We start from the raw sequence: 20,047 nt of genomic DNA, 5'->3' as shown, positions 1-20,047 counted from the left end.
GGAATATTTCGACTGCATGGTGGCGCAGCACGACGACGATGGACGCGATGATGAGTCCGATGCATCGTTGTCGGCGATTACGAGGGCGGCAACGAGAAGACCAGACCCCGCGGAACCACGCGCGTCTGCGTGTGCGCCTTCCAGCGCCCTGGCGCAGGGGTCCTGGGTTGCTGAAAGGCGACGCCGCCCACAGGCGGTGGTAGCCGAGGCGCCGAGGGTCGTGGTCAGCATGGTGGTGGCGGCGGCCCGGTGGCGATGCGTCGGGGACCGGGGCGGGGTGGGTGATCTGGGTGGTGCGCCGCGTGTTCGGCGATGGTCGACTGCGGGCAGCGCGCCGAGGCGACCGCGTGGGGTAGCCAGCCGATGCGGTGATGGCCATGCCGAGGCAGAGCAGAAGACGTTGGCGCGGCGCCGAGCGGCGCGTCGACAGCGTCGCCCTGCCCAGGTGCGAGGCGCCGGTCAGCCAGCGCCTGCGGCGATTGCCCAGTTGCAGGCTGTGCGGCGTAGGCCAGTTCGCCTCGTCGAAGGCGACGGCGGCGATACGGTCGGCCGCGAATGCCGGGATGGCGCTGCGGCCACGTAGTTCCTCGACCGACCTCGAGCATCGCCTGCGCGGCGAGGTCGGCGAATCGCGGGCGAGGAACTCCGGTCGTCGATGTCGCGAAGTACAGGTCGACGAGCAGCGGCACCTGCTCGATGCCCATCTCGACCCAGGCCGCAGCAGGCGCCGCTGGCCGCGAACCCGGCACCGAGCCGAGCCGTGCCGGGGCCGTTGAGCCGGCGACAGTCGTCGTCGACGTCCGCAGCCCGCCGCGACGGCGGCGATCAGGTCGGCGGCGGCGACCGCCAGCACATCAGCGGCACGGTTCGCCTGGAGAGCGCGACCGTCTCGAACGGCACACCACCGCAGCCACTTGAGCGTCGACGCCGATCGCCGACCATCCGTGATCAGAAGGCCGGCACCGCGACGTCGCCCGGGCGGGCCGGGTTCGCTTCGCGAAGACCTCGAAGCCGTCGGCACCGGTGGCGGCGAGGACGAGTTCGTGCACGGCGGTGCCGACTGCGGCGACAACCTCAGCAATCGACCGAGGTAACGGTCAGGTGTCGCGCCACGATCGGTGACCGGAAGAGGCGCGGCTGCCAGTAGGTCGTCGGCGCCTGCCACGGGCGATGGCAACGAGAGCCCTCAGACGCCGACGAGGACGCCGAGGACCGCCGGCCACCGTCGGCACGATACCCGGATCACCCGCGATATCCGGCTCGCCGAACAACGGAATGGGCGTCGGGGTTCTCGCCAGCGCGCTTCGGCGTCCAGCGGCCGAGTCGCGCCGGCGTACGGTGGCATCATCGCGGCCAGCACCACATCGCCACCGCGCCGAACCTGCCGTACGGCGAGTTGCCTGCTCGCGGGCCACCGGTGTTCGCCCGGCTTCGACGGCGGTCACCGGGAGCGCGTAGTAGTCGAAGATCTCTTCCAGGGTCGGCTCGTGGACCTGTAACGCGGTCACGTCCGCCGTGCTCGGCGCCCGCTGGTGCCGGCGGCCCGCGAACCGCCGATGCCAGGTGGCCTCCGGTCAGTTCATGGCCGTGCCGGCAGGTCACCTGGCTGCGCAGCGTCCGGCGCGGATCGCCATCTCGATCGCATCGCCACCCCGGCGCTGGCGGGAGCCGAGGAACACCGTCTTCGCTGTCGGCGCTGCCGCCAGTTCATCAACGGATCGAGCCGCTCGTCGGTTCGTCGTCCCGCGCCGCCCAGAACGCGGCATCAGCCGGTTCCCCGGTCGGTTTCAGCTGCTCGACACCAGCGAATAGCGGGTCGCCAGCGTCGGCGGCACGCATGATCGACCGCGCTATCGGCGACGTCGCCGGCGTCGGCGTCGAAGACATGCCTGGCCGGTGGCTACGAGCACCGTGCAGGACTGCTCGGGGCCGAGGAACTGAACACCTGGGACGGTGAGATCGAGGGCGTTCAACGCGGACATCCATAGCGCCTTGTCCGGTGCCGGCAGGGGCAGGCTGGACAGGATGACCGCCGACCAGACTTCCGGCGCACCAGGATACCATCGTCGATGCAGAAATTACCTGGTCACCGTCGCCGATTGGCGCCAGCCGACACTCGGGGCGGGAAGCCCTTCCTCGATGCCATGGCGCGGGTCATGCCGCGCGATGTCGCCAGGTCGTCCGGGCATCCGTCATGCTGCTCGTCGGCGAGATGGTACTGGTTGCGGCCCGTTAACACCACGTTCTCCGGCAGGACGCCGCATTGGGCTGCAACGCTAACTCCCCGATCAACAGCGACACGGTGAACTCGATCAGGCCAACAGCGCCACCCCGAGCACAGCCCCACCAGCCCAGCAGACCCGCACCGCTGCACGCCGGCTCGAGCACCCCGACCGTCTTGCTCCATCACCCACGATGACCTCGGCGACCGAACCGGTCACGCCGTTCCCGAGCGAGGATCGCCGGCGGTGAAGAGCGAACACCGGCACCGCACTACGATCAACGGCGGGAACCGGCCTGTTCGGCCCTGGTCACGCCGGGAAACGAACGAAGCACCCCGCGGCGAGCGCGGTGGAGAGCACGCCCCGCGCCATCGCGAGGCAGGTCGCGATCATGGCGGAGTTCTCGCCAGCCGCACCGAAGAAGCTCGACACGTCCTCGTAGCAGTTCTTCAGGTAGCGAGGTCAACGAAGGTGAACGGTACGCCGCGGGTTGTTCGGCGGTGTTCGCGACGGGCCAACGCCTGACCATGACGAAGTCCGTGTCGCGGCCGTAGCCAGCGGCCCAGTTCCAGGTCGATCTTGATACCCGCGCGCGGCGATCGAGCTCCTGATTGGCAACGCCCAGGCCGAGATCTCGACGGCCTCCGATGTCCTCGAGGCGCTCGTCGGATCGGGTGATCGTCTTCGAATGCCGGATTGGCAAGCCCATCGCCGTCCCCTCAGCACCGGGCCACCAGGTAGACCTCCCCGGCGCTGATCTTCGGCTTGACGGATGTGGCGATTGCCGTCATCTCGGCGTAGAAGGCGTACGAGGCGATGGCGAGCACGCCAGCGTCAGCAGCGGTGATAATAGCCGGATGCCAAGGCGGCGTTCTCCGGCTGGATGACGTTCCCGGCGCTGCTGATGGCGGATGCTCTTCGCCGGTGATCTGATGCACCACCGATAGCGCGTCGCCCACGATCGCCCTCGCGAACATTGAGCACGTGGTAACGCCATATGCAGAGAGGATGCCCGTGACGTAGGCGGCGGGCCGCATCACCGGAATGCAACAGGGCTCATCACCGACCTGTACCAGCGGCGGTGAGCGGATTACTGGCGGGTGCGGATCCGGCCACCGGGTGCGGGCTCTCCGTAGCGTGATGAAAGGCGATCGCCAGCATCCCGACGTGCGGCGGCGATCACGCAGGAAGTATACGGGTGCTGCCAGCGACAGCACCGCCTCGGCGCCGCCAAGGCATCGCCTCGAACACCACCCGACGAGGAACCACGGCCGGCGAGACCGCGCCTGCGATGACCCGCCTGCACCACCAGGCGGCGACCAGGACCACGCCGGCCACCATGACCAGGTAGAGGTAGCGGCCGTGAACAGCGCGACCCGACCAGGCTGCGGCTATCCTTGCGGCGAAGTTGTCGGCGACGTAGACGATGTAGATCTCGTCATCGCGCCACGGTCAAGAAGAGGAGGGATCACAACGTCAAGGCGACGAACGGGGTCACGCGCGATCAGGCCGATGCCGATAAAATGCCCGCCCCCCGCCGGCGCCGACCGACCGAAGCCGCGGATAGCCGAAGACCGACCGCGGAGTCCGCCGTACCGCCAACCTTCAGAGGGCGCTGCAGGGCCAGTCCGGCGCCGACCAGCCACAGCACGGTCGCGAAGGTGAACCAGATGGCACCCGCATTGGCCGCAGTCGCAGCAGGCGATGCGCCGAGCCTCGCGGACGAGGTGCACCCAGGCGCGAAGTCCGCTGGACGCCGAGGACGATCACCGGGACCAGCGGCCAGTCGTACACGGTGGGTGATCGCGCTGTCGACCACCAGATCGCGCGAGCTTGTCCAGCGCATGTACTCCCAGCCGAGGCCAGCCGGTCGGATAGGCGTTCGTAGAGTGCGACGATGAGACCTTGCAACGGTTGGCGGAGTTCCAGGTAGCGAGGGCGAGCCCCCGGCAGAATCCACCTCGACTGCGCCCGTCGACTCCATTTCAGCAAGACCGTCTCGTCCAAACTCGGGAACGGTGCATTGCGCCAGCACGTCGGTTGCTCGTCGATCGCGGCGTTCGTCAGTTGCAGGACCACGTGGCGAACGCCATTCCAGACGTCATAGACGTCGATCGTCCAGCGGCAGGTACGGGAGCCCCGCGCCTGTCAGAGGTAAAAGCTCACGCGGCTGCCGGTTCACGGCGGCGGGGACGGCGCGGGGCGTCTTAGCGCCGTCCGTCCAGTCGCCGCGCCTGCGGCCGACGCCCGGCGGCACCTGATCCTGGCACAGCTACGGGCGCGCGCGGGCAACGCCATCGCTGGTGAGCAGGCTCAGCTCGCCGCGGAGCCGCCAGAACCGGCCGCCCCCGCCCTGCCTGCTGATGGCTCAACGGACGCTGCAGCGGCAGGGCGACCCACTGGCGCCACAGGGGCATCGCGCGGGCTGAGACGGCGCCGCGGGGATCCTGCTGGCCAGGTCGACGCCCGCCGGCGGGTCGACTGCCAACGAGGTGGTCCAGCCGTTGGGGGCGCTGAGCCGGGCGCGGAGAGCGCCGCGCCGCCGATCGGGCCCGCCGCCGCCGGCTGCAGGCCGAACAACCTACTCGACGTCATGGCACCTGGCCGTGGTGACCCGCAGGGCAGGAGTTCACCTGCGGTCCGGTAGGCCCCAGATCCTTCCGAGGGCGCAAGACGAAGTCATGACAACGAAACACTCATAGGCCACCGTCAGATCAATGGGCTGTACGCCCGTCTGGGTTTGCAGCGTCTAGTTCAATAGCAGGGGAGCGAAAAGTGCACAGCGGGACCATGTGGAACAGACGGCCCCTGATTGCGTTGATTGCATTGGGCGCCCCGCGCAGCCGAAATGAGGCGGCCACGGTGATCAACACAATCAGGGTTGCGATCCGTCTGTTCCACATGGTGTTCTCCCGCTGTGCGCTTTGCGTAGACTCTCCGGTTCGCTCCTGCTTGTGAAACTAGACTCGCTCAAACCCAGACGGACATTACTGGCTGTGATCTGACAGTGGCTATGAGTGTTTCGTTGCGGTGTCGCTCCGCACCTGCCCGGTCGTTGACTGGTCGCCGGCCTGGGTGATCGAGTGCCGGAGGGGCTGCGCCTCGCTTGGGAGAACCGGATCTGGGGCCACTACCGGACCGCAAGGGTGAACTCCTGCCTGATTGCGGGTCACCACGGCCAGGTGCTTGAGCCGGAACCATGACGTCAGTAGGTTGCCCGGTTCGACGAGGTGTTGCAGCCGGCGGCGAGCGCGGTGGTCTGGGCCCGATCGGCGGCGGTCGCCACGCTGGCAGCGCCCCGGACAGCTGGGACCGCCTCGTTGGCGATCTACCAGCGGGCATCGACCTGGCGTAGCAGGATCCCGACGTACACCGCGGCGGCAACCTGGTCGGCGAGGGCCGTCTCAGCCCACGCGATGCCCCTGTGGCTGCTGGTCAGCCCAAGACGCAGCGCCGAACCCTGCCGCTGCAGCCGCCGCGAACGGCGGTTGGCCCATCAGCGAACAGAGGCGGGGAGCCGCGCGGCCGGTTCGACCTGACGAGCCGGCGGCGCGGACCACAGGCAGTGGGGCTCGCTGGGTCGACAGTTACTGGAAAGAGGCGTCGGTACCACCTGCTCACCAGCGATGGCGTTCAGGCTGCCCGCGCGCGCCCGCCAGCTCCAACCGTGCCAGGATCGGGTGCCCCACGCCGGGCCTGTGCGTCGGCCGCGACGCGGTGGTGAACGACTGGATCGCGGACGGCTTCGAGGACCTAGGGCACTTGCGCGCCGTCCCCACCGCCGTGAACCGGCAGCCCGCCGTGGCTTTCTACCTCTGACGGAAGCGGGAGGGCGCGTACCTGCCGCTGACGATCGACGTCCTGCGCGTCACCGGCGGGGCGATCACCGGAATCGTCACGTTCACTCACGATGAAAGTGGCTCAGTTATACGACTGGCTGATGAGGCCGTACCGCGTCCGGCGAACAACCGGCACCGGCCGGTGCCGGCAAACGACGCACCGAGACCGGTCCGGACGTGATACGAAGTTTGGACAGGATTGTCTTGCGAAATGGGGAGTCGGTGGCGCGGGCGCAGTCGGGGTGGATTCTGCGCAGTCAGGAGGGTCCTCGCCGGGTCTCCTACCTGGAACTCCTCTTCGACCTGGGTCTCATCGTCGCACTCACGAGGCTATCCGACCGGCTGAGCGCCGACCTCGGCTGGAATCATGCGCTGGAAACCATGGTCCTGCTCGCCGCGATCTGGTGGGTCTGGACGGTAACCGCGTTCACTACCGACTGGTACGACCCCAGCCTGCCGCTGGTCCAGTTGATCGTCCTCGGCGTGCTTTTCGGCGGTCTGCTGATGTCGCTGGCCATCAGCAGCGCGTTCGAGGGGGTCAACGGGATCGCTTTCGCCGGGGCGTACCTGGGTCTGCACCTCGTCCGCGGGCTCATACTCATCACCGCTCTGCGCGGCCATGCGCTGCGACTGCGGCCCATGCGGGTGCTCATCTGGTTCTGTCTGACCGGCGTGCTGTGGCTGGTCGGCGCGTTCCTTCCCGGCCCGGCCCGCCTGGCGCTCTGGGGGTTGGCGATTACGACGGACTTCACGGTCGGCTTCTTCGGCTATCCGCTGCCCCGGCTCGGTCGGTCGAGCGCCGAGGAACTCCGGGCGGGGGGCGAGCACCTGTCCGAACGCTATCGGCAGATGTTCATCGTCACGCTGGGCGAGATCATCCTGGTCGGGGTGCGTCAGTACGGAGACCCCCCGTTCGTGTCGCAGCGGACGGCGGCGGTGATCCTCCTCTTCTTCATGACCGTGGCGCTGTGGCGGATCTACATCGTCTACGTCGCCGACAACTTCGCCACCGGGATCGACAAGGCCGCCAACCCTGGTCGGATCGCGCTGGTCGCGACGTACGCACACCTGGTCATGGTGGCCGGCGTGGTCCTGGTCGCCGCCGCCGGGGCCATGGTCGCCGCAGACCCCACCGGCGAGACCCGTCCCGCGGAGCTGGCCATCGTGGTCGCCGGGCCGGTGGTGTTCCTCGTCGGACGCGCCGGGTATGCGCTGGTGGTGTTCCGGGCGATGCTGTGGCGGCTGCCGATCGGGGCGGTTGTGCTGTCGCTGGCAGCACCGGCGATGCGCGGGCTGTCTCCTCTCGTGATCGCCGCCGCCATGACAGTCGGGATGCTGGCGATCGCCTTCATCCCGCACTACGGAGAGCCGGTGTACCGCACCCGGTGGCGGATCCGCACCCGCTGGTAATCCGGCCACTCACCGCCGCTGGATGGTCACCGACACAGGTCGGTGATGGGCCCTGTTGCGTTCCGTGCGGTCGATGCGGACCCGCCGCGCCACCGCGATCCTGCAGGCCATCCTCGTCCTGCACTATGTCGAAGCCGACCGTTACCCACGATGAAAAGCGCTCAATGTTCGCGAGGGCGGCGATCGTGGGCGGCCTGACCGCGCTGAGCTGTATCAATTGGTACGGCATCCAGATCACCGGCGAGAGCGTACGCGCCATCGGCGTGGACAGCGCCGGGAACGTCATCGAGCCGGAGGCGATCAGCCGCCTTGGCATCGGCTGGTATCTCACCGCTGCCCCGTTCCTGACGCTGACGTGCTCGCCATCGCCCTCATGCGACGCGCCCGGCCCACCACGCTCCGGAGATGATCAAAGAACGACAACCCGGGCATCGCCCATCCGGCACGTCCGCTCAAGCCGAGATCAGCGCGTCCGAGGGGAGGTCCTATGATCGACACCAGCAGTTATGTCGAGCGGAGGGGACAGCGATGGGCATAGTCCACGTATTCGTTCGGGCCACCGAAGAGGAATTGACACGCGCAATCGCCGATCCGACGAGCTTCGAAGGGACGTCAGGCCGTCCCCCGGAGGAGATGGCGGATCTCGACAAGGCGTTGCCAGACATCCAGGAACTCCTCGTCGCGGCGGACATCAAGATCGACCTGGAACTGGGCGGCGAAGTGATCTTTCCCTACGGCAACGACACGGACTTCGTCATGGTCTGGAGCGTTGACGACGTCGCTGACACCGCCGAACAACTCCGCGACGTGCCGTTCGACCGGCTCGCCACCTTCGTTGACGACCCGGACCTCGTTGACGACCCGGACGAGCTCGACTACCTGAAGGAATACTACGAGGACGTGGTCGGCTTCTTCGTTGCGGCGGCGGAGGCTCGCGCAGGCGCTTTCATGATCACGACTTAACGTCCTGCACACCTCTCGCGATGAGCGCAGGGAGCGTCTTCTCCGCGAACACGCCTCCGGGGTGCATGCCACGGTCGCGGGGGTGCTGCTCGCGTTCACGGTTCCGGTGATTCGTCGGGCCGAGGGACCTGGTCCGGGGCTGGCCGAGCATTTCGAGCACCGGTTCCGGCCGTTGTCGGCCGGTGTCGCGGTGCCGGTGTTCGCGTTCTTCGCCGCCGGGGTGTCGGTCGTCGGCGCGGGTGGGCTCGGGGCGAGCGTGACCGATTCGGTCGCCGTGGGGATCATCGTGGGACTGGTCGTGGGTAAGACGGTCGGGGTGCTCGGTGCGACGTGGCTGGTGCAGCGGTTCACCCGGGCTCGTCTCGCCGAAGGGCTGGGCTGGTGGGATGTGCTCGGGTTGGCGCTGTTGGCCGGGATCGGGTTCACCGTGTCGCTGTTGATCGGGGAGTTGGCGTTCGGGGCCGGCAGCGAACGCGACGAGCACGCCAAGATCGGCGTCCTGCTCGGGTCGGTGCTGTCGGCGGTGTTGGCCACGCTGGTCCTGCGGGCCCGCAACCGGCACTACCGGCAGATCTGCGCCGACGAGGAGCGCGACGCCGACGCTGACGGGATGCCGGACGTGTACGAGGCAGACGCGTCGCGGGACTAACGCCGGCAACGCCGCATGTTGCCCACCCCTCATGCTCATCGGAAGGGCTTCCCGCCCCCGGGTGGTCAGCTGGCGCCAATCGGGCGACGGGTGACCGGTGGGCCTTTCTCACATCGACGTGTGGGCGTAGGCTCTGTCCTGGTGCGCCGGGAAGTCTGGTCGGCAGTCGTGTCCGCTTGTCGACTGTCGGAGGCCCCCGTGGATACCCCTGCCATTCGCACCACCGGTTTGACCAAACGCTATGGACGAGTGTCCGCGTTGGACACCCTCGATCTCACCGTCCCGGCCGGCGAGGTGTTCGGATTCCTCGGCCCAAACGGTGCGGGTAAATCCACCACGATTCGGCTGCTCCTCGGCCTGGCCCGCCCGACCGCCGGCCAGGCGTGGATCTTCGACGCCGACGCGAGCGACGTCGCGGTAGCGCACCGGTCGATCGCGTACGTGCCCGCCGACGTGGCGCTGTGGCCAGCGCTGACCGGGGCGGAGACACTGGAACTGCTGGGCCGTACCGGCCCCGGCGTTGACCACGCCTATCGCGACGAACTGGTGGACCGGTTCGCGTTGGACCTGTCGAAACCCGGGCGGGCGTACTCGACCGGGAACCGGCAGAAGGTCGCCCTGGTCGCCGCGTTCGCGACCCGGGCCCCGCTGCTGGTTCTGGACGAACCGACGAGCGGCCTCGATCCGTTGATGGAGCACGAGTTCCAGCACGCCGTCGGGCAGGCCCGCCAACGGGGGCAGACGGTGTTCCTCAGCTCCCACCAGCTCGCCGAGGTGGAGGCGGTGTGCGATCGGGTGGCGATTCTGCGCGCGGGGCGCCTGGTCGAAGTCGCCGGGGTGCCGGACCTACGCCAGCTGCACCGCAGCCAGGTCGAGGTGACCTTCACCGGCACGGCACCGGACCTGACCGGAGTACCTGGCGTCGAGGGCGTCGAGGTGGTGGGACCGTCCCGACTGCGGTTCACCCTCACCGGGCCGCCGGCACCGGCGCTGCGGGCGCTGGCCACGGCGGACGTGACCGCGTTACAGGTCCACGAGCCGACCCTGGAAGAGATCTTCCTCGACTACTACACGCAGGCATCCCGGTGACCGCCGTCGAAGCCCACGCCGGGCAGGCACCGGTGGCGCCCGCGAGCCCCGCCGTCGGGCGGGCGGTCACCGGACTCGCCGTACGGCAGGTTCGGCGGGGTGGCGTGATCGTCATCGTGGTGCTGGCCGGCATGTCCGCGGTGGTCGCCGCCACGTACGCCAGCACCGTCGGCGACTCGCTGGACGCAGAAGCGCTCGCCGCGCTGGCCGAGAACCCGGCCATTCGTACGTTGTTCGGCGAGCCGGTCGCGCTGGATGATCCGGGCGGGTTCACCGTGTGGCGCACCGGTACCGTCCTCGGCGTCCTCGTCGGCGTCTGGGGGCTCCTCGTTGCCACCCGGATCACCCGTGGCGAGGAGGACGCCGGCCGATGGGACCTACTGGCGGCCGGCCGTCTTCCGGTCACCTCGATCGTGGCGCGACACCTGACCGTTGCGGTCACCGCAGTCCTGGTCGCGGGGTTGGCGGCGGCGGGGGCCCTCGCCGCAGTCGGCACCGCACCCCAAGGTGCCGTGCTGCACGGGGTGGGACTCGCGTTGACCGGGGTGTTCTTCGCCGCCACCGGTGCGCTGACGGCTCAGGTCTTCGCGAGCCGAGGCCCGGCCACCGGAGCGGCGGTCGCGTTCCTCGGTGCCGGTCTGATCATGCGGATGGTCGGTGACGGCGTCGACGCTCTGGGGTGGCTGCGGTGGTTGTCGCCGTTCGGGTTGGTCGCGCTCTCCCGACCGTACGAGGCGAACCGTCTGCTGCCGCTGGTGGTGCTGGCGGTCGCCGCCGCGACCCTGATCGCCGCCGTCACGGCGGTCGCGGCCCGGCGGGACGTCGGCGGCGGCTGGCTCGCCAGCTCGGCGAGCCGTCCGGCACGGCTGTGGCTGCTCGGCTCGGTGCCCGGGTTCGCGGCCCGGCGCCTGCTGCGGCCCCTCGTCGGATGGGCGATCGGGGTAGGTGCCTACTTTCTGCTCATCGGCCTGCTCGCGGTATCGATGACCGGGTTCCTCGCCGACAACCCACGATTCGCCGACCTCGCCGCGCAGGCCGGATTCGGCGGTCTCGGGTCGGTCGAGGGCTACGTGGCCGCGTTGTTCGCGCTGCTCGCCATCCCGGCCGGCGTCTTCGCGGCCAGCCGTATCGCCGCCGTCGCCGCCGACGAGGCGAACCGGCGGCTCACCCTCCTGTACGCCCAACCCGTCACCCGCACCCGGCTGCTCGCCGCCGAGGTGACCGTCACCGCAGGCGCCACGGCGATCCTCACCACCGTCGCCGGCCTCGCCACCTGGGCCGGGGCGACCGCTGTCGACGCACCCCTGCCGCTCGGCGCCGCCCTCGCCGGCACCTTGAATGTGCTACCCATCGCTCTGCTCTGCCTCGGCGCGGCCGTCCTCGCCCTCGGCTGGCTACCCCACGCGGTCGCGCTCGTCGGCGCACTGCCCGCGGTCGGCGGATTCCTCCTCCAGGTCACCGCCGACAGCACCGGCGCACCACCCTGGGTCGGGCAGCTGTCCCCGTTCGCCCACCTCGCCCCGGTCCCCGACACGCCACCGAACTGGCCCGCCACCACCACCATGCTGATCATCGCCGGCACACTCACGACCCTCGGTACCATCGGCTACCACCGCCGCGACCTGCGCGGATAGACGGCCACTGCGCGTGACTGCGGTTGATCGTCGCCTTTCAGCGCAACAGGACCCCCTGTCGCGCCGAGGACACTAGGAAAACGCACGCGTCCGCGAGGCGGCACTTCTCATGCGCGTGGTTCGGGATCTCGTAGTAAGAGCGTCAGTCTTCTCCGTTGCCGCCCTCGTAACAAATCACTTCCGACCAACCGATCACATCGGACTCATCATCGCGTCCATCGTCATCGTGCTGCGCTCGATCCTGGCTCCTCTACCGAGTCAGGAAACGCGAACTGATTAATCTGCGCCGGCAGGCACGTCCGGGGGCAGATCGGTAGGGGGGACATCAGCGCCGTCCCGAAGCTTTCGCTATCGCTGCCAGAACCATCTCGCTGCCGGAGAAAGACACTACTCATCGTTTCGCACGCTCCGAGCCGCATTTACTCATCGAATATGATCAGCGGCGAGATGTGGCGCAGGCTCGCCGTCACCCGGCCCTGCATTCCACCATCGAGTGACGCCATTCAATCCCGGCGGCGCAACGCCTTGTCCCGCGGCTGCGCCGTTAACATGCCTTGGCGCGCAAGCGCTAGGTGTACTGCCCAGGGAGGTTGGTCAACCTGGTGATGGGTGAGCGGCCGCTGATGGCGGTGTGCGGGTAGAAGCGGGCGAGAGCCCAGCCGTCGGTCATGGTGCGGTGGAAGCGTTCGACCTTTCCCTTGGTCTGTGGCCGGTAGGGGCGGGTCTTTTTCGGGGTGATGCCGAGTTCGGTGCAGGCGTCGCGCCAGGCGTAGGACTTGTAGGCCGAGCCGCTGTCGGGCAGGACCCGTTCGATGGTGACGCCGCGGGCGGTGAACCAGGCGACGGCGTTGTGGAGTACGTCGATCGCGGTCGTGGCTTTCTCGTCGTCGCGGATCTCGGCGTAGGCGAGGCGTGAGTGGTCGTCGACGACGGTGTGCACGAACGCGGTGCCGACCCGGGGCTCGTAGCGGGTGTTGCGGGCTCCGGTGCGGCGGGCGGTCGCCTCGCGGTTGCGGTCGCCCTGGGCGCGGCCGACGTAGCGCCAGCCGCCGCCGTCGGGGATGTTGCCGTACTTCTTGACGTCGACGTGCAGCATGGCGCCGGGATGGTCGTGTTCGTAGCGGCGCACAGGTTCGCCGGTGGCCCGGTCGATGTGTGACAGGCGGTTGATCCGGCACCGGGTCAGCACTGCGTGCACGGTCGAGGCCGGCATGCGCAGCCGTCCGGCGATCTGGACCGGGCCGAGACGCTGCTTCCATCGCAGGTGAACGATCTTGCCGATGGTGGGCTGTGGGGTCCGCGACGGGCTGTGACGTGATCGTGATGACCGGTCCGTCATGCCAGCGCAACCGCGCTGGGCGTATCGGTGCGCCCACCGCTTCGTCGTCCGCCAGGACACGTCATAGCGTTCGGCCGCTCGAGCGACCGGCCAGCCCTCATCGACAATCAGACGCGCCAGGCGCAGACGTGCACGAGGGGTCAGGGCAGCGTTAGCGTGGGACACGAAGGCCTCCTGTTGCCGGAGCGGTTCCTAGACAGCTCCACTCCACAACCGGAGGCCTTCACCTACCTACGACATCAGATCGTGTCGTCACACAATCTCGACCAACCTCCCTGGGCAGTACAGCTAGGCCGTGGTTCGAGCGCGAGGAGGACGCCGCGCTGCCGGTGAGCTCGCGGCGATGGACTCCTGTGATTCAGCCCGCGCGGCGGTAGTGCATGGCCACCGCGCCGTTGCGGAGCGGCTTCGCCGAGAGCAGCTCGAGCTGGCGCGTGCCGGGCAGCCCGCCCTGGTACAGCGTCGGGCCGTGGCCGGCGATCCTGGGATGGAGGAGCAGCTTGTACTCGTCGATCAGGTCCAGCCGGTCGAGCTCGGTCGCGAGCTTGCCGCTCCCGAGGAGGACCCCGGCCGGGGTCGCGTCCTTGAGCTTCTGCACGCCCTCACGCAGATCGCCGGCGATGTGGTGGCTGTTGGCCCACGGGAAGTCCTTGCGCGTCGACGACACCACGTACTTGGGTTTGGCCCCCAGCTTGACCGCCCACTCGCGCATGGCCGGCGGCGCCTCCTCGTCGCCGCGGGCGACGGCTGGCCAGTAGCTCTCCATCATCTCGTAGGTGACGCGACCCCACAGCATTGCCCCGCCCTCGTCCATGAGACGGGTGAAGAAGGCGTGCGTCTCGTCGTCGGCGATCCCCTCCTGGTGGTCGACGCAACCGTCCAGGGTGAGGTTGAGGCTGAAGATGAGGAGACCCATGGCCAGCGAGTCTAACGCCACTTCTAGGTCGGTAAAGTGCAGTCCACCCGCATTTGATCCCGTTGTCTACCGGCAGCGGCACGCTGTCGAGTGCGGCATCAACCAGCTCAAACAGGCTGCGCACCTGCTTCCCCACGATCCGTCTCGTATGGGCTGACGGCGGCTACATGGGCAAGGTCGTCGGCTGGGCCGCCACCCACCTCGCGCTGACCGTGCGCATCGTCGCGGAACTCGCCGGTCAGACCACGTTCGTGATCCTGCACCGCAGATGGGCGGTGGAGCGCACGTTCTCGTGGATCAATCGGTGCCGCCGTGCCGTGCGCGACTACGAACGGTTGCCCGAGCACCACGCTAGCCGTCACCGAACACCGGCACACTGGCGCCGACACGCAGGTGTCGGACCTGCTCGACGTGTTCCGGGCCTGTCTCGCCCACCGCCGCGAGCAAGAGCTTGCCGGTCGCTTCGGCGTAGGAGGCGCCGCGCGCCATGTCCGCAGTGACGCGCGGCTCCTGGCGGACGAGGTCGTGCATGTCGCTGCCACCGAGGGAGTCGTCCATACGGCGCAGCGCGTTGATGCGTTCGGTCACCATCCCGGCGCGGTTCGCCGTGCACGACGAGCTGACCGGCGCCCGAGGCCGGCACCGTGATACGCCGCTCGTACCCGGGGGACCGGGCGAAGTACGCCTCCTGCAACCGTTCGATGTCCAGCACCGGGTCACAGCCGCCCGGGTCGGGGTCGAACGTCCAACTCCGCTCGTCGTGGGCCAGCCCGCACACCCCGAGCGAGAGCACGTCCTCCAGGCCGAGCAGGCGGCGCACGATGATGGTGCGGTTGGCCCATGGCCCGCGCGGCGATCTGTGGTTCAGCCTGGGCACGGAGCCCTGCGACAGATCGAGGCCCTGGCGAGTGGCTGGGATCACGGACGGCTGATGGGGTGATGCGCTTCGAGCGCTGCTATTGGGGCGCCAGCCGGGCTCACCAGATTCATCGACGGGGGGAACTAAATGACGGTGTCGTGTGGAATCGACTGGGCGACGATCACGACGTCGCGGTCGTCGACAGCGACGGTAGTCTGCTGGCGAAGTTGCGGATCAGCGACGACATCCAGGGCTACCGGGCGTTGTTTGAGTGCTCGCCGTTCACGGGCCAAGAGGTCGTCGGTTCGGATCCGGCCATCTCGAACTCGATCTCAGTTGTTGGGGCCGTTGAGGATCCAGGACACGTTGAACCGGCGCCACACGATCGCCCGGTAGGAGTTCGCTCCTGATCCGTCGTTGAAGAAGTCGGTTTCCACCAGCGCGCCGATCCGGAAGTCGGCCGTCTTTGTCATGCTGGAGTAGCCGCCCTCGTAGCCGACGCCGGAGACGGGTGCGTCGCTCAGCTTGCGGCCGTAGTTGAACTTGCGGGCGTCGGCGTCGTAGCTGATCCGCACCCGCATCTCGCGCCGGCTGGTAGTCGACGCCGAGTTGAGGAAAACGGTGCGGGCCGGTGAGTCGGTGTTGTAGAGGAGCACCGAACCTTCGCAGCGCGGGTCAGGAAGGCCGCCGTCGGCGGTGAAGGCGCCGAACCCGCTCAACGTGCCGCGGCCGACCCACCGGTACGTGCCGGAGTCTGGTCGATCGTTGCGGTAGAGGTTGCCGTCGGGCGTCTGGGCGATCGTGCCCTCGGTTCCCGCGCCGGTCAGGAGCTGGTACGACCAGCTGCGGTTGCCCGGACTGCCCAGCCCGATGATGTTGCGGTCCTTGGCGGGGATCACCAGCTGTCCGGCGGTGAGCTTGATACCGATACCGGGGCCGACCGCGTCCCACGACCAACCGTTCGGCGTCAGTTGCGAGGTCATGTCCTGGGGCTGGGACCAGGTCGCGCCGTCATTCGTGCTGGTGACCAGGTAGAGGCGGCGCCGGCCGGCTTCGGTGGAGTCGATCTTCTTGGTCAGGGAGCCGTCCGGCAGTTCCTCACCGCCCTTCAGGCTGCGGTCACCCGCATTCCAGGACAGGAAGAGATAGATGGTGGCGCCGTCCACGACCGCGGTCGGGTTTCCCCAGGTCCCGTTGCCAGAGCCCACGACCTCCTTGAGGGGCTCCCAGTTGCTTGGCGCCGCTCCGTGGTCCGTCGTAGTCTTTGTGCGCTTGTAGACGAGGTTGATGTCGCCGTGGTCCCGGTTGTTGTGCCGCCGGCCCTCGGCGAAGGCCAGAATCCGGCCGGTGGTGGTCCTGACGACGGCTGGGATCCGGAAGGAGTGGAAGCCCACGCCACTGGAGAGCTTGTCCGGCGAGGGCATGTTCGCGCTGCGGAACAGCGGAAACTCGGCGTGGTACGGGGCGGCGTCCTTCGCCGGATCGTCGACCGCCGCTCCGGCCGCTCCGGTTGCCGGCACGACTGCGGCGACAGCGATGCTCGTGATCACCAGGACGGTAGCGGCTCGGCCCCTCATGTTCACGTCGATCCTCCCCAAGTCCGGACGCGGCAGGTCCCGGACGGTATCTGTCACCGTTGATACGACAGGTAAATAACCTACCTTTCCCTTGATCCTAAAGAAAGATAGCTACAACATCTCGCGCTCCGCGCGGCACGTCGGCTACCGGGCCGAGGCGCCGTACCGTCCCCGCCAGGCGTCGCTGAGGGTTATGCCGAGCAGGATGCCCGGTTGTCGGCCGGGCCGGCGACGGCGGTGCGGTGCAGCCGGGCGACAGTGTCGTGGCTGAGGACGCCGCCCACCGCGGCCGGCACCAGGATGTTGGTCCCTCGGTGGCTGCGGTCTACGGCGGTACCCACCGCGCGCCGAACTCGACGGCCAGCCGATGCTGGTCCGGATCGATGTCGGTGATCGTCAGGTCGGCGCCGGCGTCGGCCAGGCGGCGGGCGAGCCGGCCACGCACCTGACCGAGCCCGATGACGGTGACCCGCCGGCCGGCCAGCGACGTGCTTCCGCTCAGCTTCGCCATCTCTCGCGCTCAGTCAAGTTCGGGTCGTCGGCGATGGCCGCGAGGAGGTCGATCGCTTCCGACCGTCGCTATGCCGCGCAACGATCTGGCTTCCCGCGCCGCGCAGCCCGAATCGGGGACCGGGGACCGGAAACAGCGGTTCGCAGTCGCCGACCGCGCGCCGGAGCGCCCGCTCGGTACGGCGGCCGATCGCCTTGTAGTCGACGCCAGAGTCTGCCCAGATACCCGCCCGGACGGGCGGTCCAGACGGACGTCTCCGCGTCATCGACAGGCTGCTGGACCGCAGCACGCACAGCCCGGGCGATCCGATCCGACAGCACGGCGTCGACCTCGACCGCGCCGACGATTGCCGCGTGGATGCGCTCGCCGATCGCGTTGATCTCGTCCGCCGAGGCGTCCAGCACGGAGTTGCGGGCCGCGTCGACGGCGCCGGCCTCGGCCTGCCGCACATACCAGACGACGACCCAAAGGCAGGCTGCGGCGCCGAGCGCCGCGCCGACCACCCCGGTCGGCGGCCACCAGAGGGCGGCGTAGGACTCCGGCTTCTCGAGATGACCGATTGCGCATCCGGCGATCACCGCGCCGGCCAATGCCGCCAACAGCAGGTGCCAGGCCCACCTGGCCGCCCGGCCGACGGCGGCGATCGTCGCCAACCACCCCCGGTAGAGACGAGGACGGGCCAGCCGCGCGGCCTCGGCCCGACGGAGTCGGACGCTGGCCGAGGCGGCCAACGCGGTCAGCTCGCCGACGAGGGGCCACCCGACCCACACGACCGTGCCCGGCCAGGGCAGGTCCGCCGCCCAGTAGCAGCGGCGCAAGCTGTCGGCGACGCGGTCCCAGCGTTCCCGGGTCAACGGAGCGCACCCGAGATCCGAACCCCGCCACTGCGCCACGTAGGGGCGAAGCTGGCCGTCGATTTCGCCCACGAGCGGATCAAACGACGGCCCATCCTCGGCAGCCTGATCAATGAGTACGAACGCGCCGCGTGAAAGACCGGGCCAACGCCTATGCCAGGGTCCGGAACCCCACTCGCTTCGGACCAGCAGCGTCAGCCAGCCGAACACCCGAACCATGATCAGATATAGCACCCGGACCACCATCAAGCGCTCGTCCAGCAGCCAGACGAAACCCAGCTCCCAGCCGGTGCGTCTCGTTTTGACACGACACAGGCGCAAACCAGTACGGGCGGAGTACGGGCAGTGCCGTACCAGTGGCGATTCTTACTCTGCCGTCGACGTGGGGAACACCGGTCCTTCAGTCGACTTCAGAACTGGCTCGGTGCCAGATTCGCAGGCTTCGCGCTGCTGTGAGAGGTTTTGCCGTGAGATTCCGTTCGCTGTGGATCAAATTTTCCGCACTACTACTGATGGCCACCGGGTTACTGGTGGTTCCACCGCCGACATTGTCCGCTGCGGCGATCCCCAACCCGACAGTGCTGTTCACCCGGGGCATGGGGGGTTACGACTGCATCCGGGGAGCCAAACTGTTGCCCGCCCCTGACGGCACGCTCATCGCCATCGGCAGTGCGAAGTACCGGAACAGCACCGGGGAGTGCCCGGACCTGACCCACACCGACATCGTGATGCGGCGGAGGTCCCAGGACGGCACCTGGGGTCCGCTGGTGAAGATTCGCGCCAACCCCGTCGGCGATGGCAGGATGCTCTCCGCGACTCCCGTTGTCGACCAGCGCACCGGCAACATCATGCTGTTCGTCCGGGATGGTTCGGACACCGATTTCGACGAGTCTGTGTCATACGTGCTGACGAGCACCGACAGCGGCCGGTCATGGACAGAGACCGCCAGGTACCCCTGGGTGACCCGACCCGGCCCCAGTCACGGCATCCAACTGGAGCACGGACCAAATGCCGGGCGGCTGGTCGTCGCCATGTGGCTCGACACAAAACCCCAGACGATTCAGCTGATCTACAGCGACGACGGCGGCGTGAGCTGGACTCGTGGTGCCACGTCCACCGGATCGGTGTGGGCGGGTGAACCGAGCATCTTCGAGCGCACCGACAGCGACATCAACGACGGCAGCATCTACGTCATGGCGCGCAACCAGGGCGCCGAGGACCTTGGCGACACCAAGGTCTATGGCATCAGCGCCGACGGCGGAGAGACGTTCACCGGCCCGTTCCAGGTCGTCGACAACCTGGTGTCGCCGAAGGTGTACGGCACCGTGCTGCGCCTGCGGTCAACCTTGGACGGCGACAAGTACAACCGCGTGCTGTTCTCCTCGCCTGTCGAATACCGGGAACGGGCCGGGAGCACCTCGATGGACCGCCATCGGATGGTGATCCGGTCGAGCTACACCGAGGGCCGCACGTGGCAGGGCGTCAACGACTCCGACAGTCAGACGATCCACACCGGCCCCGCCAGTTACTCCAGCATGGCGATGCTGCCCGACGGCAGGATCGCCCTGGCCTTCGAAGCAGGCGACGAGGGACAGGTGTCCCACCACGAGGTTCGGTTCACCACGTTCACCGAGGCGGACCTCGGCCTGCCCGACAGCTACTCCGGCGGCACCGGTACCCCGGACACCTCCGGGCTGGGAAACACGGCCCGCATCCGGGGCGCGACCCACGGCGGCGATGGCCGGTTCGACGGGGGCGTGACCCTCGACGGTGTCGACGACCACGTGCAGGTCCCGTTCGCGGAGTCGCTCGCGGTCGACGCCGCCGATTTCACCGTGATGGCGTGGGTGAAGTACAGCGCCACCACCGGCAACCGGCCGATCTTCTGGGCGTACGGCGTCGGCGAGGATCGCTCCCAGATGTGGCTGCGGGCCGAACCGGGGACCAACCGCATCCAGGGCCGCGTGCAGAGTGGCGCCAACGGCGGCTCGGTGATGTCGAGCAAGGCGTACAACGACGGCACGTGGCACCACGTCGCGTTACAGCGGCAGGGCACCACCTTGCGGTTGTTCGTGGACGGCAACCTCGACGGCACCGCCACCGGTCCGACCGGCACGGTCAGCCCTGCCAGGCCGTTCCAGATGCACATAGGACAGCGAATCGACGGTGCCCAGCACTTCGCTGG

Annotated in this window: 15 protein-coding genes and 4 pseudogenes; 9 read left to right on the top strand and 10 right to left on the bottom strand. The window is 68.5% G+C overall.

Annotation, left to right across the window (positions count from 1 at the left end):
- Positions 1–224: 224 nt before the first annotated feature.
- The 3 genes from ACQEUR_RS24990 to ACQEUR_RS24980 form a co-directional block, all read right to left on the bottom strand.
- On the bottom strand, positions 225–704 hold the full coding sequence (locus ACQEUR_RS24990) for a hypothetical protein (protein WP_433035756.1): 480 nt from the start codon (positions 702–704) through the stop codon (positions 225–227).
- Between the two features lie 1,827 nt (positions 705–2,531).
- The gene (locus ACQEUR_RS24985) at positions 2,532–2,654 is read right to left on the bottom strand and encodes a hypothetical protein (RefSeq protein ID WP_433035753.1); all 123 of its coding nucleotides are present in this window, start codon (positions 2,652–2,654) and stop codon (positions 2,532–2,534) included.
- Between the two features lie 287 nt (positions 2,655–2,941).
- Positions 2,942–3,199 carry a hypothetical protein gene (locus ACQEUR_RS24980; protein ID WP_433035750.1) on the bottom strand — a complete coding sequence of 86 codons (258 nt, stop codon included), beginning with the start codon at positions 3,197–3,199 and terminating at the stop codon, positions 2,942–2,944.
- 3,066 nt (positions 3,200–6,265) lie between these two features.
- Here ACQEUR_RS24980 and ACQEUR_RS24975 point away from each other — a divergent pair.
- The 6 genes and pseudogenes from ACQEUR_RS24975 (at position 6,266) to ACQEUR_RS24950 (ending at position 11,806) form a co-directional block, all read left to right on the top strand.
- Positions 6,266–7,471: a low temperature requirement protein A gene (locus ACQEUR_RS24975; protein ID WP_433035747.1), complete on the top strand. Its 1,206-nt coding sequence runs from the start codon at positions 6,266–6,268 to the stop codon at positions 7,469–7,471.
- 125 nt (positions 7,472–7,596) lie between these two features.
- Positions 7,597–7,962 carry a hypothetical protein gene (locus ACQEUR_RS24970; protein WP_433035762.1) on the top strand — a complete coding sequence of 122 codons (366 nt, stop codon included), beginning with the start codon at positions 7,597–7,599 and terminating at the stop codon, positions 7,960–7,962.
- On the top strand, positions 7,877–8,434 hold the full coding sequence (locus ACQEUR_RS24965; protein ID WP_433035744.1) for a DUF1877 family protein: 558 nt from the start codon (positions 7,877–7,879) through the stop codon (positions 8,432–8,434). The genes ACQEUR_RS24970 and ACQEUR_RS24965 overlap by 86 nt, the downstream gene beginning before the upstream one ends.
- A 49-nt stretch (positions 8,435–8,483) precedes the next feature.
- Positions 8,484–9,083 (top strand): annotated as a pseudogene (locus tag ACQEUR_RS24960) (Na+/H+ antiporter NhaA); the annotation flags it as partial.
- Between the two features lie 249 nt (positions 9,084–9,332).
- Positions 9,333–10,172: an ABC transporter ATP-binding protein gene (locus tag ACQEUR_RS24955; protein WP_433035741.1), complete on the top strand. Its 840-nt coding sequence runs from the start codon at positions 9,333–9,335 to the stop codon at positions 10,170–10,172.
- The gene (locus ACQEUR_RS24950; protein WP_433035738.1) at positions 10,169–11,806 is read left to right on the top strand and encodes an ABC transporter permease; all 1,638 of its coding nucleotides are present in this window, start codon (positions 10,169–10,171) and stop codon (positions 11,804–11,806) included. Before ACQEUR_RS24955 ends, ACQEUR_RS24950 begins: the two co-directional genes overlap by 4 nt.
- 568 nt (positions 11,807–12,374) lie before the next feature.
- Here ACQEUR_RS24950 and ACQEUR_RS24945 read toward each other — a convergent pair.
- On the bottom strand, positions 12,375–13,310 hold the full coding sequence (locus tag ACQEUR_RS24945; protein WP_433035735.1) for an IS481 family transposase: 936 nt from the start codon (positions 13,308–13,310) through the stop codon (positions 12,375–12,377).
- A gap of 193 nt (positions 13,311–13,503) precedes the next feature.
- Entirely contained in the window at positions 13,504–14,061 is a 558-nt protein-coding gene (locus ACQEUR_RS24940) for a dihydrofolate reductase family protein (protein ID WP_433035732.1), read from the bottom strand.
- Positions 14,062–14,114: 53 nt separating this feature from the next.
- On the opposite strand from ACQEUR_RS24940, the pseudogene ACQEUR_RS24935 reads away from it, so the two are divergent.
- Positions 14,115–14,387: pseudogene (locus ACQEUR_RS24935) on the top strand (transposase); the annotation flags it as partial.
- A gap of 25 nt (positions 14,388–14,412) precedes the next feature.
- Here the strand turns inward: ACQEUR_RS24935 and ACQEUR_RS24930 are convergent.
- A complete protein-coding gene (locus ACQEUR_RS24930) occupies positions 14,413–14,652 on the bottom strand; it encodes a hypothetical protein (RefSeq protein ID WP_433035759.1) in 240 nt (79 codons plus the stop codon).
- Positions 14,653–14,695: 43 nt separating this feature from the next.
- Positions 14,696–14,905: pseudogene (locus ACQEUR_RS24925) on the bottom strand (glutathione S-transferase family protein); the annotation flags it as partial.
- A gap of 162 nt (positions 14,906–15,067) precedes the next feature.
- On the opposite strand from ACQEUR_RS24925, the pseudogene ACQEUR_RS24920 reads away from it, so the two are divergent.
- A pseudogene (locus ACQEUR_RS24920) lies at positions 15,068–15,192 on the top strand (IS110 family transposase); the annotation flags it as partial.
- 60 nt (positions 15,193–15,252) lie between these two features.
- Here the strand turns inward: ACQEUR_RS24920 and ACQEUR_RS24915 are convergent.
- From ACQEUR_RS24915 to ACQEUR_RS24905, 3 genes are all read right to left on the bottom strand, one after another.
- Positions 15,253–16,470, bottom strand: a complete 1,218-nt coding sequence (locus tag ACQEUR_RS24915) for an exo-alpha-sialidase (protein WP_433035730.1) — start codon at positions 16,468–16,470, stop codon at positions 15,253–15,255.
- 352 nt (positions 16,471–16,822) lie between these two features.
- A complete protein-coding gene (locus ACQEUR_RS24910; protein ID WP_433035727.1) occupies positions 16,823–17,008 on the bottom strand; it encodes a hypothetical protein in 186 nt (61 codons plus the stop codon).
- A 68-nt stretch (positions 17,009–17,076) separates the two neighbouring features.
- Positions 17,077–18,108 (bottom strand): hypothetical protein, encoded by a 1,032-nt coding sequence (locus tag ACQEUR_RS24905; protein ID WP_433035724.1) that lies wholly within the window; start codon positions 18,106–18,108, stop codon positions 17,077–17,079.
- 221 nt (positions 18,109–18,329) lie between these two features.
- Here ACQEUR_RS24905 and ACQEUR_RS24900 point away from each other — a divergent pair.
- Positions 18,330–20,047, top strand: a 1,718-nt coding sequence (locus ACQEUR_RS24900) for a LamG-like jellyroll fold domain-containing protein (RefSeq protein ID WP_433035721.1), incomplete at its 3' end; no start/stop codon positions are given.

Source organism: Plantactinospora sp. CA-290183 (genome assembly GCF_050936375.1).
Lineage (GTDB): Bacteria > Actinomycetota > Actinomycetes > Mycobacteriales > Micromonosporaceae > Plantactinospora.
Note: the sequence above shows the minus strand (reverse complement) of the source record. Positions and strands in the feature narration are given on the sequence as shown.